Source organism: Paraburkholderia sediminicola, from assembly GCF_046030555.1.
GTDB classification, from domain to species: Bacteria; Pseudomonadota; Gammaproteobacteria; order Burkholderiales; family Burkholderiaceae; genus Paraburkholderia; species Paraburkholderia sediminicola_E.
Genome location: NZ_JAQQCH010000015.1, coordinates 76,302 through 89,755 on the forward strand (window position 1 = coordinate 76,302; position 13,454 = coordinate 89,755).

Annotated in this window: 14 protein-coding genes and 2 pseudogenes; 7 read left to right on the forward strand and 9 right to left on the reverse strand. The window is 62.2% G+C overall.

Going from position 1 to position 13,454, the window contains the following annotated elements; translation table 11 throughout:
- Positions 1 to 44 precede the first annotated feature (44 nt).
- Positions 45 to 839: an alpha/beta hydrolase gene (locus PQQ52_RS21495; RefSeq protein WP_408215556.1), complete on the reverse strand. Its 795-nt coding sequence runs from the start codon at positions 837 to 839 to the stop codon at positions 45 to 47.
- A gap of 127 nt (positions 840 to 966) precedes the next feature.
- Complete coding sequence (locus PQQ52_RS21500) at positions 967 to 1,317, reverse strand: DUF4148 domain-containing protein (RefSeq protein ID WP_408215559.1); 351 nt, start codon at positions 1,315 to 1,317, stop codon at positions 967 to 969.
- A 591-nt stretch (positions 1,318 to 1,908) separates the two neighbouring features.
- Here PQQ52_RS21500 and PQQ52_RS21505 point away from each other — a divergent pair.
- On the forward strand, positions 1,909 to 2,148 hold the full coding sequence (locus PQQ52_RS21505; protein WP_408215561.1) for a UDP-glucose 4-epimerase: 240 nt from the start codon (positions 1,909 to 1,911) through the stop codon (positions 2,146 to 2,148).
- On the opposite strand, the gene PQQ52_RS21510 is transcribed toward PQQ52_RS21505, so the two are convergent.
- Positions 2,145 to 3,230, reverse strand: a complete 1,086-nt coding sequence (locus PQQ52_RS21510) for a lysylphosphatidylglycerol synthase transmembrane domain-containing protein (RefSeq protein WP_408215564.1) — start codon at positions 3,228 to 3,230, stop codon at positions 2,145 to 2,147. The genes PQQ52_RS21505 and PQQ52_RS21510 overlap by 4 nt on opposite strands.
- Positions 3,231 to 3,532: 302 nt before the next feature.
- Between PQQ52_RS21510 and PQQ52_RS21515 the strand changes: the two genes are divergently transcribed.
- Entirely contained in the window at positions 3,533 to 4,570 is a 1,038-nt protein-coding gene (locus PQQ52_RS21515; protein ID WP_408215567.1) for a zinc-dependent alcohol dehydrogenase family protein, read from the forward strand.
- A gap of 31 nt (positions 4,571 to 4,601) precedes the next feature.
- Here PQQ52_RS21515 and PQQ52_RS21520 read toward each other — a convergent pair whose 3' ends face one another.
- The 3 genes and pseudogenes from PQQ52_RS21520 to PQQ52_RS21530 all read right to left on the reverse strand — a co-directional run bounded on the left by PQQ52_RS21520 (position 4,602) and on the right by PQQ52_RS21530 (position 5,773).
- Positions 4,602 to 5,126 carry a universal stress protein gene (locus tag PQQ52_RS21520; protein ID WP_408215570.1) on the reverse strand — a complete coding sequence of 175 codons (525 nt, stop codon included), beginning with the start codon at positions 5,124 to 5,126 and terminating at the stop codon, positions 4,602 to 4,604.
- 64 nt (positions 5,127 to 5,190) lie between these two features.
- Positions 5,191 to 5,498, reverse strand: a pseudogene (locus PQQ52_RS21525) (Crp/Fnr family transcriptional regulator); the annotation flags it as partial.
- Positions 5,435 to 5,773 (reverse strand): hypothetical protein, encoded by a 339-nt coding sequence (locus tag PQQ52_RS21530; protein ID WP_408215842.1) that lies wholly within the window; start codon positions 5,771 to 5,773, stop codon positions 5,435 to 5,437. The gene PQQ52_RS21530 and the pseudogene PQQ52_RS21525, both read right to left, overlap by 64 nt.
- On the opposite strand from PQQ52_RS21530, the pseudogene PQQ52_RS21535 reads away from it, so the two are divergent.
- A pseudogene (locus PQQ52_RS21535) lies at positions 5,757 to 5,912 on the forward strand (hypothetical protein); the annotation flags it as partial. The gene PQQ52_RS21530 and the pseudogene PQQ52_RS21535 overlap by 17 nt on opposite strands.
- Here the strand turns inward: PQQ52_RS21535 and PQQ52_RS21540 are convergent.
- The 3 genes from PQQ52_RS21540 to PQQ52_RS21550 form a co-directional block, all read right to left on the reverse strand.
- Positions 5,862 to 6,047 carry a hypothetical protein gene (locus tag PQQ52_RS21540; RefSeq protein ID WP_408215845.1) on the reverse strand — a complete coding sequence of 62 codons (186 nt, stop codon included), beginning with the start codon at positions 6,045 to 6,047 and terminating at the stop codon, positions 5,862 to 5,864. The pseudogene PQQ52_RS21535 and the gene PQQ52_RS21540 sit on opposite strands and share 51 nt — an antisense overlap.
- Positions 6,035 to 7,324, reverse strand: a complete 1,290-nt coding sequence (locus PQQ52_RS21545; protein ID WP_408215572.1) for an NRAMP family divalent metal transporter — start codon at positions 7,322 to 7,324, stop codon at positions 6,035 to 6,037. The genes PQQ52_RS21540 and PQQ52_RS21545 overlap by 13 nt, the downstream gene beginning before the upstream one ends.
- 252 nt (positions 7,325 to 7,576) lie before the next feature.
- Positions 7,577 to 8,521 carry a LysR family transcriptional regulator gene (locus PQQ52_RS21550; RefSeq protein WP_408215825.1) on the reverse strand — a complete coding sequence of 315 codons (945 nt, stop codon included), beginning with the start codon at positions 8,519 to 8,521 and terminating at the stop codon, positions 7,577 to 7,579.
- A 130-nt stretch (positions 8,522 to 8,651) separates the two neighbouring features.
- Between PQQ52_RS21550 and PQQ52_RS21555 the strand changes: the two genes are divergently transcribed.
- From PQQ52_RS21555 to rbsK, 4 genes are all read left to right on the forward strand, one after another.
- Positions 8,652 to 9,617, forward strand: coding sequence for a sugar ABC transporter substrate-binding protein (locus PQQ52_RS21555; RefSeq protein ID WP_408215575.1), 966 nt, complete (start codon positions 8,652 to 8,654; stop codon positions 9,615 to 9,617).
- Positions 9,618 to 9,693: 76 nt separating this feature from the next.
- Positions 9,694 to 11,334 (forward strand): sugar ABC transporter ATP-binding protein, encoded by a 1,641-nt coding sequence (locus tag PQQ52_RS21560; protein ID WP_408215578.1) that lies wholly within the window; start codon positions 9,694 to 9,696, stop codon positions 11,332 to 11,334.
- Between the two features lie 3 nt (positions 11,335 to 11,337).
- Positions 11,338 to 12,339: an ABC transporter permease gene (locus PQQ52_RS21565; protein WP_408215580.1), complete on the forward strand. Its 1,002-nt coding sequence runs from the start codon at positions 11,338 to 11,340 to the stop codon at positions 12,337 to 12,339.
- A 58-nt stretch (positions 12,340 to 12,397) separates the two neighbouring features.
- On the forward strand, positions 12,398 to 13,330 hold the full coding sequence (rbsK, locus tag PQQ52_RS21570; protein ID WP_408215583.1) for a ribokinase: 933 nt from the start codon (positions 12,398 to 12,400) through the stop codon (positions 13,328 to 13,330).
- Positions 13,331 to 13,454: the final 124 nt, after the last annotated feature.

Sequence of the window (13,454 nt, forward strand, 5' to 3'; positions counted from 1 at the left end):
GCCCAAGTCCGTTGGTCTCGATATAACTTGACGCATCGATCCACTTATAACTGGGCGTGCTTGGCCGCGTCCTCGATTACCGCGGCGACTTCTTTCGGGCGTGATTCATAGACCGAATGGCTCGCGCCGGCGAGTACGGTCGTGTGACTATGGGCGCGCGCGTAGTACCAGCGTTCGAGGTCGGGATTGATGATTTTGTCATCGGCCGCGACGATGCCCCAACTCGGCTTGCTGGTCCATGCGGCCACTGTCATCGGTGTCGAGAAGACCTTCGCGGCGGTCAGGATTTGCGCGTGCGATTCGAACTGGGCTTCCTTGAGCGGCAGATCGGCGGCGAAATCATTCGGGAAATCCGCGGGGTTCAGGAACGTATAGCCATCGCCGGTCTTCATGATGGCGCCCGGCTGCTTTGACGTGTAACTCGGCATGCCTTTGCCGAGCGTGCTTTCATCTTCGCCGACGGCCGGCGCGTGCGCGGCCACGTACACCAACCCGACGACGTTCGGATGCACGCCGGCCTCCGTGATGACCGAGCCGCCATAGCTATGGGCCACGAGGATCGTTGGCCCGTTCTGCTGGTCGAGAACGCGTTTGGCTGCGGCGACGTCGTCTTCGAGTGAGCTCAGCGGCTCCTGCACGATGGTGACGTGGTAGCCGTCTTTGGTCAGCCGCTCATAGACCGGTTTCCAGCCTGATCCGTCCACCCATGCGCCGTGTACGAGCACGATGTTGTGGACCGGGACATTCTGCGGCTGGGCGTCCTGTGCCATCGCACCGGTCGAAGCGAAAAGACAAGCCGACAATGACACGGCCGAGGCGACGAGAGGCAAAACTTTCATGAGACACTCCGTTTTTTAGTTGAGATGGTTACAGGTATTGAGAGAAAACCGGTTGATTCTTCGAAAAAAAGTAGGAGTACTGTTCATGCCGGATACTAAACAGAACCCCGTGGCGCACCGTCGGCAGTTAGCTCCCGAAATACGGTGTGCAGAAACCTGCGGGGCCGACACACGCCGTCATCGCCGCGCCTGCCGCATAAACGGGTGCTGTGGAAGCGCGTTGACCTGCCGCCGTCGAACCCGACATAGCCGAACCCTCGCCACTCGTGTTCACCGTCATGCGCGCAGTCCGTTGCGAGAAGATCGGGTTGATCTCGGGATACGACGTGTCGGTCACGAGGCGCGAGCCGTTGGCTTCTGCCTGAATCAGTTCCTGACGCACTTCCGCGCGGGTCTTTTCCTGTGCCGATGCCTGCGTGACTGCACCGGCAGATGCAAGGAGAAGAATCGAAAAGGTAATAGCAAGGTTGCGTTTCATTTTGGATACCTAATTAGTAGTGATCGAATCTGACTATTTATGTGATTGAGAAACTGCGTCTTTACTTGTCCATCTATGTGATCCACGTGCTACTGGCGTTGCTCAGAAGCTTTTCTGCTTTTCGGCCGTGGACCGCCTGCTTGTTGTCGTCTATGTAGGGGCAAACACGTCGAGTTGCTGTTTATTCCATTTTTTTCTGCCGCTTCGCGGAAGGGCACGAGCCTTACATTCCCCTGAACAGGTCCGCATACAAACGGCTGACAACCGGCCGCGTCGGATTCGCGTCCGGCGCGAAGCGGATCCCGCTCACCCCGTTGGGAAAGCGCGCGAATGTAATGCATGTTTCGGAATCTGCAGTTTAGCAACGCTGTACCCGGCTGCGCTGGACAGCCCAGTACGCCACCGTACCGACTTCCTCCCCCCACGCGAGCACCGTTATCGGGAGCCCTCGGTGTTTCCCAGTCACCACGATCTCTGGCATGCGGTCGCGCTTTGATTTCCCATGTTTGCGCGTTTGAAAATCGGTTAGGCAGCGTGTGAACGCGGGTCGTCGAACTTCACGATGTTGAATTCTGCACGAGGCGAAACTTCATGGATATGTCCGGGAAGGTGGACGGCGGCGGCTGGACGGTCAAGGCTTGCGCGCGCAAAAGCGGCGCTGAATTCGGCTGCCTGATCGGCACATGCATTGCCGCGCCCGATGGCGCGATCGTGCGTGAATTCACTCACGACCGAACTTTCGGTACGCCGCAGGAGGCCGTGCTGGAAGGGTTGAAGGAAGGCATGTCGTGGGTGGACCTGACGACGTCGAACACGATTAGCGCCTGCTAGTGACGCCGTATTTCCCGGCGTGCCAGCCAGATGCCGGGCAGCATTGGCAGCCAGAAGGTCAGGCCACGCAGCAGGAGTGTGCTGGCCAGCGCAGCTTCTACCGAAACGCCGAGCAAACTCAACATCCCCACGGAGGTGGCCTCGAAAGTTCCCAGGCCGACCGGAATGGGACCAATCGTTGCCACCATCGACGCGATGGCGAAGCTGACGAACACGACCCACAGCGGCGGCACTTCGCCGATTGCGTTGAACGCAAGCCAGAGCGTCGACGCGTCGAGTATGAAGATGGCCAGTTGCAGTCCCACCGTCTGGATAAGCAGGCGCGGGCTGCGCAGCAGGCGAGTGGGTGCGTCGGTCAACTCCTGAAGCAGTGTGGTGACGCCCAGGCACTTGCTGAGCCACGCGATTGGCGCACGTGTGCCCCATTGTTTGAGTCCCAGCACGGCAGCCGGTAGCGCCACCGTGACGATCGCGAAGATCGCCACACCGACGATCAGTGCCATGTTCATTCGATGCTGGAACCACAGCACACTGGCGCTTGCGAGCACCACGAGCAGATAGGCGATGTCGTAAGACACCAGACCGACCAGCATCGCAGCCATCGCAATCTCGGCAGGGACGCGCCTTCCGATCAAGCCGCGCACCACCAGCATCGTGCCGCTGATGCCGCCGCTCGGCAGTACCTGATCGGTGAAAACCTTGGCGATGCCGAGCGGAACCAGAGTCCGTAGAGGCAGCGGATGTCCAGCCCGGCGCAAGGCTTCGCGCCATACGAACGCGGCGCTGACATAGGTGGCCGACTGTACGGCAAGCGCGACAAGCAGCCAGCCGGGCCGAGCCGATCGCACCAGTTCGGCCATCTTTTGCAATGAGCCAAAATGCAGCACGACCAGAATGACAGCCAGAAAGCCCACCAGTCCTACGATCCAGAACATCAGCGAGCGCAGCCGCGAGGTTCTGCCGAGCAGTCCGGGGGCAATGTGCACGATGCCCGTCTCGGTAGCGGGCGTCTGCTTCGGCAGCAAGGCGTCGCTTCCCGGCATCGGCGGGGTGTGGGCGGAGCGAATCTGCGGAGTGCTCATTGAATGAGATGCGATTGAAGGTGCTGCAAGAGTTCTAGCCCAAGCGGCTGGCGTCATTTCGCCTGCTCGCCTGGCCGCGTTAAAACACGTTGCTCGCGCCCTGGCGCGATGTCGGTACGGTGCCGTACGCGGTCGGGCTAACGCGCTCGGCCGGCAGCAATGCGGTCTGCCACCGTACCGACTTTTTCCGCATGCCGCGGCAGAGTAGTTGCAGGCGATGACAGCCGCGCGTCAGTTCAACTGCCCGAACAGACATGCGTCGCTGCGTACGGGCCGATCCAATGCAATTGGAGTTACTGGCAATGAAAGCACTCGTTTATCTTGGTCCAGGCAGGAAGGCCGTTGAAGAACGGCCCAAACCAGAGATCGAGGCGTCCACCGACGCCATCGTCAAGATCAGCAAGACGACAATTTGCGGCACGGATCTGCACATTCTCAAGGGTGACGTCGCGACCTGCCAGCCCGGCCGCGTGCTCGGCCATGAAGGTACCGGCGTAATCGAGCAGGTCGGCGCAGGCGTCACGGCGTTCAAACCGGGTGAACGCGTCCTGATTTCGTGCATCAGCGCATGCGGAAAGTGCATGTACTGCCGCAAGCTCATGTATTCCCATTGCGTCAGCGGCGGCTGGATTCTGGGCAACAGGATCGACGGCACGCAAGCCGAGTTCGTGCGGATTCCGCATGCGGATACCAGTCTTTACCGGATTCCCGACGACGCCGACGAAGAAGCGCTGGTGATGCTAAGCGATATCCTGCCGACGGGCTTCGAGTGCGGTGTGCTCAATGGGAAGGTGCAGCCCGGCAGTACCGTGGTTATTGTCGGCAGCGGTCCGATCGGGCTCGCCGCGCTGCTCACAGCCCGGTTCTATTCTCCGGGCCAGATCATCATGGTCGAACTCGATGACATCCGGCTCGAAACGGCGCAGCGTTTCGGTGCCACGGCAGTGATCAACAGCACGGACGGCAAGGCAGTCCAGATGATCATGAAACTCACTGCCGACCGCGGTGTCGACACTGCAATAGAGGCGGTCGGCATTCCGGCTACCTTCGAGTTGTGCGAGGCCATCATCGCGCCGGGTGGGACGATCGCCAATATCGGCGTGCATGGCGTCAAGGTGGATCTTCATCTCGAACACCTGTGGGACCGTAACATCACCATCACCACGCGGCTGGTCGATACCGTCAGTACGCCGATGCTGCTGGACACGTTGCGTGCCCGCAAGCTCGATCTCGCGCTTCTGATTACGCATCGCTTCAGGCTCGATCAGATTCTCGATGCCTACGAGACCTTTGAGCATGCTGCAGACACGCACGCGCTGAAGGTGATCATCGCGGCATAGCCGATCGCCGCAACGGTACTCTGTTGCCGCTCTAGCGCGGCATTTCGTACATCGCTGCAGCGACGTCGGCGTGGCCGGGTTTGGCCGGCTCTACGTGCGTGTTTTGCGCCTGCCGGCTTGGCACCAGCAACACCGGACAGCACGCACTGCGCACCACACGTTCGGCGACGCTGCCGAGAAACAGACGCTTGAAGCCGCGCCGGCCGTGCGTACCGAGCACCAGCAGGTCCGCGTTGAACTCGTTCGCCGTGATGCAGATACGCTCCGAAATATCCTCGCCGATCGGCGCGACGTCTACCATCCGCGGTGTGCCGGCCACATTTTCCTGCTTCATGCGGGCCAGTGCGTCCGCCAGCAATCGCTGACCTTCTTCCACGAACGCGTCACGCAGTATCGTCGGATCGTAGCCGGAGGCGTCATACGCCATCAGCGGGTTATCGACGACATAGAGTGGTTGCAATTGCGCGCCGCTCTCGCTCGCGAGTTGTAACGCAGCGTCGAATGCGTGCTCAGATGTTTCGCTGCCGTCGATCGCTACCAGAATATGTTTATACATGTGGGCCTCGGTGAGTTCAATAACTGCGCAAGACAAGCGGGTAAGCCGGTTACTGCGCGCGGGTCTAAACGGCTCTCAGATCGGGCAACAGACGGTCGAATTCGCGCCTCAACACGCCATAGCATTCACACACGTGTTGCTCCAGACCCACCCGGTCGATCACTTCGATATGGCCATAGCTGTAGCGGATCAATCCCGCATCCTGCAGCTTCATGGCCGTTTCGGTGACACCCGAACGGCGCACGCTGAGCATGTTGGCAATCAACTCCTGCTTCATCCGGAGTCGTTGGATGACAAACGGTCGATGCTCAACAGCAGCCGGCGGCCCAGTTGCTGATCGATCGAGCGGTGCCGGTTGCACACTCGGCATTGATCTGTATGACCTGAGCGGGACACGTCGCGCGCTGCGACTGTCCCTTCTTTGCGGCGGCAAGCCGCAGCGGCGCTAGTGGACCGGGCAGTTCATGCGCGACCATCGCGAGGATTGTGTCGTTCGGGCGCAGCGATTCGCCGGACTGTCGCGCGAAAGCGGTTTGGAAATCGCGGGTGCATACAGGGTCAGCAATCACTCTGGCACGCATCGTGATGCGCGTCTGTACGGTGGCGTGCACGACGACTTCCGCATGGCGTATGAGCCGCTTATCCAAGGGTAAATCCGGTACGGCATCGTACCGACTAGACGTCATTGAACCGAAATACGCCGGTGGGACGGATGCACCGCGCTTCGAGGGGTCATCATTGCGCCGCGGATGGACTGCCCGGCACCTTGCGCACGATCTCGAGATTAACGCCGCGGGTATTGCGCTCGCACTCGATCTGCTCGATGAAATCGAAGTCTTGCGCGCACAACGGCCTGGACGAATAGAGGTAGATCGTTACGCCGCTGCGAGCGCCTTTGAGCGCATGGCTTATGCAAACCACGAGACACTCATCGCGACGACCGTAGTCGCCATCACACCGGTCGCCACCCAGCCGAGAACACGTAGCGTCAACGGCAACGTGAAGCGCGACATGATGCCGGTGCGCATCGACAGATGCATCATGACGATCATCACCGGCACGGCGACCACCCCGTTGAGCACCGCGCTCCAGAAGAGCGCCTTGACCGGGTCGATCGAGGTGAAGTTCAGCCCGACGCCGACGGCCGTCGCAGCGGCGATCACGCCATAGAACGCTTTTGCCTGCAGCGGCAGGCGGGCAAGACCGACCCGCCACGCGAACAGTTCGCCCACCGCGTAGGCACCCGAGCCAGCCAGTACCGGCAGCGTTAACAAACCGGTGCCAATAATGCCGGCCGCGAAAATGACAAACGTGAACGGTCCCGCGACCGCTCGCAGCGCTTCCGCAGCCTGGGCCGAGGTCTGGATATTGTTGAGCCCGTGAGCATGCAACGTCGCCGCTGTGGTCACAACGATGAAGAACGCGATGGTATTCGACAGCGCCATGCCGAAATAGGTATCGATACGGATTCGCGTGAACTCGGCAGGGGCTTCCCACGGCGCGTGAGTGAGGGGATGGGCGCCGGGCCTTTCCAGTTCGTCTTCAACTTCCTGTTCGGCTTGCCAGAAAAACAGGTAAGGGCTGATCGTCGTACCCATGACCGCAACGATGGCAACGATGTAATCCGGCTTGGCCGAAAGCGGCGGCCAGATCACGGCCCAGCCCACCTGAGTCCAGGGTACTTTGACGACGAATGCGCAGATCACGTAGCTGAAGAGCGACAGGCTCAGCCATTTGAGTATCGATACGTAGCGCGCATAACGCGTAAAAACTTCGAGCGCTACCGAGAGCAAGCCGAAACCGCAGACATAGAGCAGCGCAGGGCCCGAGATCAGCAGCTTGAGCGCCGCGCCCATCGCGCCGAGGTCCGCGCCCAGATTGATGATGTTCGCAATCAGTAGCAGGATGACGACACTGGTGGAAAGCCAGCGCGGATAGTGCCGCCGTAAATTGCCGGCGATGCCGCAGCCGGTGACGCGGCCGATGCGCGCACTGATCTCCTGGATCGCGGCCATCAGCGGATAGCTGAACAGCAGGGTCCACACGAGGCCATAGCCGAACTGCGCGCCGACCTGCGAGTAGGTGGCGATACCGCTCGGGTCGTCGTCCGAGGCGCCGGTAATGAGGCCGGGGCCCATCACCTGAAGCAGTTTTGGGCGAGTCGGCTGCTTGACCGGATCGTGGGTCAGCGTCTCCATGGCCGAGGTTCCTCAATGGCCAGCGAGGCCGTATTCGCCCGTCAGACGGCTGCGGGCGCAGCCGGTTCGGTCACTGTCACGCCTTTGTGCCACCCAGGGCAGTGTGATGCGGCGCGGGTAACTTGGTGCTGTTTGCCGCGACGTTCGCCGACGTGCGGCGAGACGAGTCGAGGGTGCGCCTGTTTGCCGATGTAGTCGGTACGGTGTCGTACCACGTGGTGCCGTCGCCCCTCGCGAGCGCCGGGGTCCGTGCTACCGGAAGATCTCGGCGATGAGGTTCGCCACGGTCCGGATCCGCTCGCTATCGCGCAGCGCGGGATGCAGCACCATCCACACGTCCTGGTCGAGCGCCTTGATGTGCTTTTCGATGCAGACGAGATCGCTCGTCGTGTCACCCGCGAGCTGGGCGAGCACGCCAAGCCCGGAGCCGCCCAGCACGCCGTCGAATACGCCCATGCCATAGCTGCTTCGAAGCGAAGGCGCAGGCGCGCCCGGCAGGGTTTTCAGCCATTGCATGGCGGGGTGATCGGGCTGCCGGTCGTCATAACCGACGAACGACAGCTTGTCCCATTCCTTCCTCGTGATCGCCGCCTTGTGGCGCAGATAGTAATCGCGCGAACCGAAGAGCCCGAAGCGGATTCTGCCGATGCGCCGGACATACAGATCGCCCTCGTCAGGGCATTCGGACCACAGCGCGATGTCCGCCTCGCGGCGGGCAAGACTGTATGGCCGTCGCGAGGTCAGCACTTCGATAGCGAGGCCGGGTAACCGCTCCTGGAACGAACCGAGCAACTTAAGCAAGATGTAAGACGGCCATTCCACGGCGTTGATCCGCACCGTGCCGTGAGCGCCTGCGCCGCCGGTCACGTCCGCGGCGCGCTCGATCCGGTGGGCGAGATCTTCCATCTGCTCGGCCCAGGCCAGCACGCGCGCGCCGAATGCCGTCACCGTACAACCGGACGGCACCCGGTCGATGAGCGGCTCGCCCAGCCGCCGTTCAAGCTCGCTCAGGCGGCGCGACAGGGTCGGCGCGCTCAGATCGCATGCCGCGGCGGCGGCTCGCATGGTCCCGCCTCGTGCGATTGCCACCAGAATCCGCAGGTCGTCCCAGTCCACGTGTTCCATTTTTGAAACGCTCGATTTTGAAATTAGACATAGCATAACGTGGATCGCGAGGATAGCATTGGACTTGGCCATACTCGTCCCAGCATCTGGCAAAGAAACCCGAGGGTTTCCACGGCCGCCGGCGGCAGGTGTGGCGTCCCAACCCATCACGCGACTCAACGGCTACCCGTACGTAGACCGAACGAGCGATACGGAGACATCAATGATTCGTCATTTCCAACCGGCGCGGCGTCGCGTCATCGTAGCCAGCGCAGCCTTTCTCGCAGCGTCGATCCTGCCGATGCCCGCAGCGTTCGCTCAGGCCGCTCACAAGCCGAAGGTCGCGCTGGTGATGAAGTCGCTGGCGAACGAGTTTTTCCTGACCATGGAAACCGGCGCGAAAAACTATCAGAAACAGAATCCCACGAAGTTCGATCTCGTCACGAACGGCATCAAGGACGAAACCGATACGGCTAACCAGATTCGCATTGTCGAGCAGATGATCGTGTCGAAGGTCGACGCGCTCGTGATCGCACCGGCCGATTCCAAGGCGCTGGTGCCGGTTCTCAAGAAGGCAGTCGACGCCGGCATTATCGTGGTCAACATCGATAACCAGCTGGATCCGGGCGTGCTCAAGTCGAAAGACCTGAACATCCCGTTCGTCGGCCCGGATAACGCGAAGGGCGCGCTGAAGGTAGGCGACTATCTGGCCAAACATCTGAAGTCGGGCGACAACGTCGCCATTATTGAAGGCGTCTCGACGACCACCAATGCGCAGCAACGCACGGCCGGCTTCAAGCAGGCCATGGCGACGGGCGGCATGAAGGTCGTCTCGCTGCAGTCGGGTGAGTGGGAAATCGACAAGGGCAACGCCGTAGCGAGCCAGATTCTCAATGCCAACCCGGACGTCAAGGCGCTGCTGTGCGGCAATGACAACATGGCAATCGGCGCGGTCTCCGCAGTGCGCGCGGCTGGCAAGGCCGGTAAGGTGCAGGTGGTGGGCTACGACGACATCGACGCGATCAAGCCGATGCTCGCCGACGGCCGCGTTCTCGCCACGGCCAATCAGTACGCCGCCAAGCAGGCTGTGTTCGGTATCGACACGGCTTTGAAGGCACTGTCCGAACACAAGAAGCAGTCGGAATTGTCGGGCGTCGTCGAAACGCCTGTCGATCTGGTCACCAAGTAAGATTGGCACAACGCGTGGCCCGTGCCGTTTGCGGGCGGGCCCCGTTGCCTGATCTTTGTCGGGCTTTATCAATGTGATGTCCACTCCCATCCTATCCTCGACCGATACCCCGCCCGTGCTGAGTGTGCGAGATATCGGCAAGACCTACGCCGGGCCCGTGCTCGCCGATATCTCGCTGGAACTGTATGCGGGCGAAGTGCTGGCGCTGACCGGCGAAAACGGCGCGGGCAAGAGTACCTTGTCCAAGATCGTCGGTGGTCTCATCACGCCGACTACCGGTTCGATGACACTGGGCGGCGCGGCTTATGCGCCGGCCAGCCGCAAGGAAGCCGAGGCACTCGGCGTGCGCATGGTCATGCAGGAGCTGAACCTTCTGCCGACCCTCACGGTGGCGGAGAACCTGTTCCTGAACCGCTTACCGCAGCGCGGCATGTTCGGCTGGATCGACCGCGCGAAACTGCGCGAGGACGCCCGCCATGCCATGGCGCAAGTCGGACTCGACGCGATCCACCCTGACACGCTGGTCGGCACGCTGGGCATCGGTCATCAGCAGATGGTCGAGATCGCGCGCAATCTGATCGGCGATTGCAGCGTGCTGATCCTCGACGAACCCACCGCGATGCTAACCGCCCGGGAAGTGGACCTGCTGTTCGAGCAGGTCGAACGGCTCAAGGCGCGTGGCGTGGCGCTGGTGTACATCTCGCACAGACTGGAAGAATTGAAGCGTATCGCGCGGCGTGCTGCTGTGCTGCGCGACGGGCGGCTGGTGCATGTCGACGAGATGGTCAATCTCTCCGCCGACCGTCTTGTCACGCTGATGGTCGGCCGTGATATCGGCGAGCGGATCGACCTCGGCGAGCGGCGCATCGGCGACGTGGCGCTCAAGGTGGCGGGCATGACCCGCGAGCCGGTCGTGCGCGATGTGTCCTTCGAGGTGAAGGCCGGCGAGATTTTCGGCATCAGCGGTTTGATCGGCGCAGGCCGCACGGAACTGATGCGGCTCATCTACGGGGCCGATCGGGCGGATGCCGGCACGGTGTCGATCGCGCATGGCGGCGGCCCGCTCGAACCCGTGAAGGTTTCATCGCCGTCGGACGCGGTGAAGCACGGCATCGCGCTGATTACGGAGGACCGCAAAGGCGAGGGCCTCCTGCTGACACAGCCGATCGCCGCTAACATCTCGCTCGGCCATCTGCGCGCGGTGTCGAAGAACGGCGTGGTGGACGGCCGTCGCGAGGCGGCGCTGGCGCGCAAACAGATCGACGCGATGAGCATCCGCAGCGCGGGGCCGTCGCAACCGGTGTCCGAGCTTTCCGGCGGCAACCAGCAGAAGGTAGTGATCGGCCGCTGGCTGGCGCGCGATTGCACGGTGCTGCTGTTCGACGAGCCCACACGCGGCATCGACGTCGGTGCGAAGTTCGATATCTATGCCTTGATGGGCGCGCTCGCGCGCGAAGGCCGCGCATTGGTGGTGGTGTCGAGCGATCTGCGCGAGTTGATGTCGATTTGCGACCGCATCGGGGTGATGTCGGCAGGACGGATGACGGGCATGTTCGAGCGCGGAAGCTGGACCCAGGACGCGTTGCTCGCAGCGGCGTTCGCGGGCTACACGAAACGCGACGCGCTGCTGCACGATCCGATCGAACCTGACGCGCGGGCGCCCGGCGCGAAAGCGCCCGACACATCGGCGCCCGGCACAAATTCTGTGGAGTATTGAAGCATGACCGCACCAACCAGCCTGCCTACGTTGCAGAACGAACCGCCCAAAGACGCGAAGCCGATCGGCACGCGCCTGGGTTTCTCGAACTACCTCGGCCTGCTCGGCGCGCTGCTGGGGATGATCGTCCTGTTCTCGCTGCTGAGCTCGCACTTCCTGAGCTACGACACCTTTAGCACGATCGCGAACCAGATTCCCGATCTGGTCGTGATGTCGATTGGCATGACCTTTGTCCTCATCATCGCCGGGATCGATCTGTCGGTCGGCTCCGTGCTGGCGCTCGGCGCGGCGCTCACGAGCGTCGCGGCCTTGCAGTGGCACTGGCCGGCGTTGCCCGCCGCCTTGCTCGGCATGGCAGGCGCGGCCCTGACGGGCTGCGTGACCGGCGCGATTACCGTGGCATGGCGGATTCCTTCATTCATCGTGTCGCTCGGCGTGCTCGAAGCGGCCCGCGGTCTCGCGTATCAGCTCACCAACTCCCGCACGGCCTACATTGGCGATGCGTTCGATTTCCTGTCCAACCCGATTGCGTTCGGCATTTCTCCCGCGTTCCTGATTGCCATCGTCGTGATGGTCGCCGCGCAGTTGGTGCTGACCCGCACGGTGTTCGGCCGCTATCTGGTCGGCATCGGCACGAACGAGGAAGCGGTGCGCCTCGCGGGCGTCAACCCGCGCCCCTACAAGATTGCCGTATTCGCGATGATGGGCCTGTTAGCTGGCCTCGCGTCCCTGTTCCAGATTTCGCGGCTCGAGGCTGCCGATCCGAATGCGGGCTCGGGCATCGAATTGCAGGTGATCGCGGCCGTCGTGATCGGCGGAACGAGCTTGATGGGCGGCCGGGGCTCGGTGATCAGCACCTTCTTTGGCGTGTTGATCATTTCGGTGCTGGCCGCGGGTCTCGCCCAGATTGGCGCGACCGAGCCGACCAAACGCATTATCACGGGGGCTGTGATTGTCGTGGCCGTCGTGCTGGATACGTATAGAAGCCGACGTCGCGCCGCATAAATATTGACCATTAGTGACCGTCAGCCACCCTACGTGGATGGTCAGCAGGAGAATGAAAGTGTCGAAAGAAGTGAAGCAGGGCCGGGTGCTCGTGGTGGGCAGCATCAATACCGACCTGGTCGCCCGCGCCCCGCATTTGCCGCGGCCCGGCGAGACAATTGGCGGTCATGAGTTCTCGCAGGTTGCCGGAGGCAAGGGGGGCAATCAGGCGGTGGCGGCTGCTCGCATCGGCGCGCGCGTGGCAATGATCGGACGCGTGGGGAACGATGCGAACGGCGCCCAGCGGGTCCAGGATCTGGAAGGGGAAGGTATCGACTGCGCGGGTGTCGAGGTCGATCCGGCGCAACCCACCGGTGTTGCGATGGTGACGGTGTCGGACGACGGGCAGAACACAATCGTTGTGGTCGCCGGCAGTAACGGCGAACTCACGCCGGACAGCGTTGCCCGCCACGAAGCGGCGATCAAGGCCAGCGACGTCGTGGTTTGCCAGCTGGAAACGCCTTGGAATTCGGTCCACGCGACACTCGCCCTTGCCCGGCGGCTGGGCAAGATCACCGTGCTGAACCCCGCGCCGGCAACCGGCCCACTGCCCGCGGAATGGTTGCCGCTCGTCGATTACCTCGTGCCGAACGAGGTCGAGGCCGCGATACTGGCCGGCCTGCCGGTCGAATCGCAAAGCGGCGCGAGAAGGGCGGCACTGGAGCTGCAACGCGGCGGCGCGCGCAACGTGATCGTCACGCTCGGTTCGCAAGGGGCCTATCTGTTGCCGGAAGGGGGCGAAGGCATGCATTTTCCCTCGCCGCAGGTGCGGGCCGTCGATACGACCGCTGCCGGCGACACCTTTATCGGTGTCTTTGCCGCGCAACTCGCCGCCCGGCAGCCGCTGGAAGGTGCAATCAGCCTTGCGCAACGCGCGGCTTCGATTTCGGTCACGCGCGCCGGCGCGCAGCCTTCGATCCCGACTCGCGCGGAAGTGGATAGCGCAGCCTGAGGCGGATGCCTGTTGTGACATGAGGTAGTCCGACCCGCAACTCTGGATAGCTTGACGTTGAATGACCGGCACCATCTCCGGATGGTGTTCCCCTGGTTTGATCGCGATCTCTACTGGAATAAAT